Genomic DNA, 2,444 nt, shown 5'->3' on the forward strand with positions numbered 1-2,444 from the left:
TGCCATCCGCCTCACGCTGCGAGGCCAGCCAATCGCCGTGCCGGCCTGAACGGCAGCACGACCTCGTGAGCAATTACCGTTCACCCGTCGCGTCACCGGTGCCGACGAGGTCGTCGCCCTCAGTCGCTCGGTGAAGGGAGCGGACGGATCTTTCGCCGGCGTCGTCGTCGGCACGATGCGCCTAGCCTATTTCCGTAAGCTCTTCTCCAAGGCCGATCTCGGCCGGCACGGGTCCATCAGCCTGTTCCGCACGGACGGCATCTCGCTGATGCGCGTGCCCTACGATCCCAGCCAGATCGGGCTCAGCTTCGCCAAGAGCAGCAACTTTCAGCGATTCGTACGGTCGCCATCGGGGACCTTCGTCGGCACGGCGATCATCGACGGCGTCGATCGCATCTACAGCTTCACCCATGTCGGCGATTTGCCCCTGGTGATGAACGTCGCCTTGGCTGAAGGTGACGTCTTCGCCGTTTGGCGAACCAAGAGCATGATCATCGGCTTCAGCCTCATCGTGCTGTGTGTGGCTGCGGCTATCTTGGCACAGTTGCTGAGGCGGCAGCTGCGGCGCACGGCCAGCACCGAGGTCATGCTGTCGCGCAGCGAAGCTCAGTACCGGCTTTTCGCCGATCATGCCCAGGATGTCATCGTCCGGCTCGATCGTTCGCTGCGTCGGACCTACGTGTCGCCCGCGGTTTCCAGCATGCTGGGCTATGCACCCGAGGAATTGCTCGGTCACAGCTTTTCAGAGATGGTCCACCCCGACGATTGGCCGAACGTCGCCGTGCTAATCTGCGCCTCGCAGGCGGAGGGTTCCAACACCGAGGCGACCTATCGGCTGCGGCACCAGGGTGGCCACCACGTCTGGATCGAGGCACGCTACAGCTGGGTTGCCGAGGACGCCGGCTTCGTCGTCGTGCTGCGCGACATCAGCAAGCGCAAGGCTGCCGAGGAGCAGCTCGAAGGGCTGAATGCCGAGCTGGAGCGTGTCGCGCGCTGCGACGCCCTGACCGGTTTATCGAACCGCCGCCACTTTGACGAGGTGCTCGACAGCGAGTGGCGCCGCGCCAAGCGGGACCGCGGAACCGTTTCGCTGGTGCTGATCGATGTCGATCGCTTCAAGCTCTACAACGATCATTACGGCCACCAAAAGGGCGACGCCTGCCTGCGTGCCGTGGCTTCCGCCGTGGCCGGCAGCGTTCGGCGTCCCGGTGACCTCACCGCTCGCTACGGAGGCGAAGAACTGGTCATCATTCTAACCAGCACGAATGAGAGTGGCGCCGCTCAGGTGGCGGAGCGGGTGCGCGACGCTATCCAAAGCCTCGGTCTTCCGCACATCGGCAACCCGGCTTGCGGATCGGTGGTGACGGCAAGCCTGGGTTGCGCGACGCTGAACCCTTCCGACGGTGAGGAGCCGTCCGCACTCGTCGCCCAGGCGGACGCGCGCCTGTACGAGGCGAAGCGGACGGGGCGCAATCGTGTCGTGGCCACAATGCCGGTGGCGGCCGTTGTCTCCGACTCCTCGGGCGAGGTCGATCGTTTGCAGGCGCTCGCCAGCTATGAGGAGGCCGGCGTGGCTCACCCCTCAGACAGCCTCGACCGCATCGCCCAGCTGACGGCTCAGCTACTCGGCATGCCGATGGCCTTCGTGTCACTGGTCGGCCGTGAAGAAGCCGCCCTCGTCGGACGGTACAATGTGGAGATGGACCGGGCGCCTCGCGATGCCGCCTACTGCGCTCATACGATCCAGGGTGATGAGCTCCTCGTGGTGCCGAGCACGCTGGCCGATCCGCGCTTCACCTACAACCCGCTCACGAAAGCGGGCATCGGCTTCTACGCCGGTGCGCCGCTGATCGACCCGTGTAACGGACACAAGCTGGGCGCCCTCTGCGTCGTCGATCACCAAGCGCGACAGCCGCTCGATGAGGCGCAACGGCGTCTACTCGCCGGCTTGGCTCGCCTTGTGATGAACGATCTCGAGAGCCGGGCCTGCGCAGCGACAACGCATACCCCGGAGCTTGACCGGATACAGGCGGCGTAGACGATGAACGCGAGCCCGACTAAACCGGCGATGTAGTGCGGGCACATCGTCTGCCGCGCCGCTTGACCGTGTAGCTTGTAGAACGAGTGTCGCACCAAACGCCTAACGCCAAGTTCGACAAGCCGCCCATAGCGGTCAACCCGTTAGTGCGTTTTGGCTGCACCTCAACGAGACCGGCGCAAAGGTTCGTACCCTGCCAAGTTCTATTAGGGTGCACTCTAAACATACCGGGTAGCTGTAGCTCGGAGCTCTCTCAGACAGGTTTTAATTCGCGTTCACGATCGGCTCGGGACAGGGTGCCCGTGTAGCACATCTCTGTCTGATGGTCGCTAGTGCTCTGAGTCATTCGTTTGATGCACCCTGAGCTTGGCCATGACGCTGGCGGCTGAGGCGGTCCAGATGAAGG

Annotated in this window: 1 protein-coding gene; it reads left to right on the forward strand. The window is 64.0% G+C overall.

The window, feature by feature from the left end; all coding sequences use genetic code 11:
- The first annotated feature begins 130 nt into the window (after nt 1–130).
- Nucleotides 131–2,038 (forward strand): diguanylate cyclase, encoded by a 1,908-nt coding sequence (locus D3273_RS27500; RefSeq protein WP_129230202.1) that lies wholly within the window; start codon nt 131–133, stop codon nt 2,036–2,038.
- Nucleotides 2,039–2,444 lie beyond the last annotated feature (406 nt).

This window comes from Lichenibacterium minor (assembly GCF_004137685.1).
In the GTDB taxonomy this organism is placed as follows: Bacteria; Pseudomonadota; Alphaproteobacteria; order Rhizobiales; family Beijerinckiaceae; genus Lichenihabitans; species Lichenihabitans minor.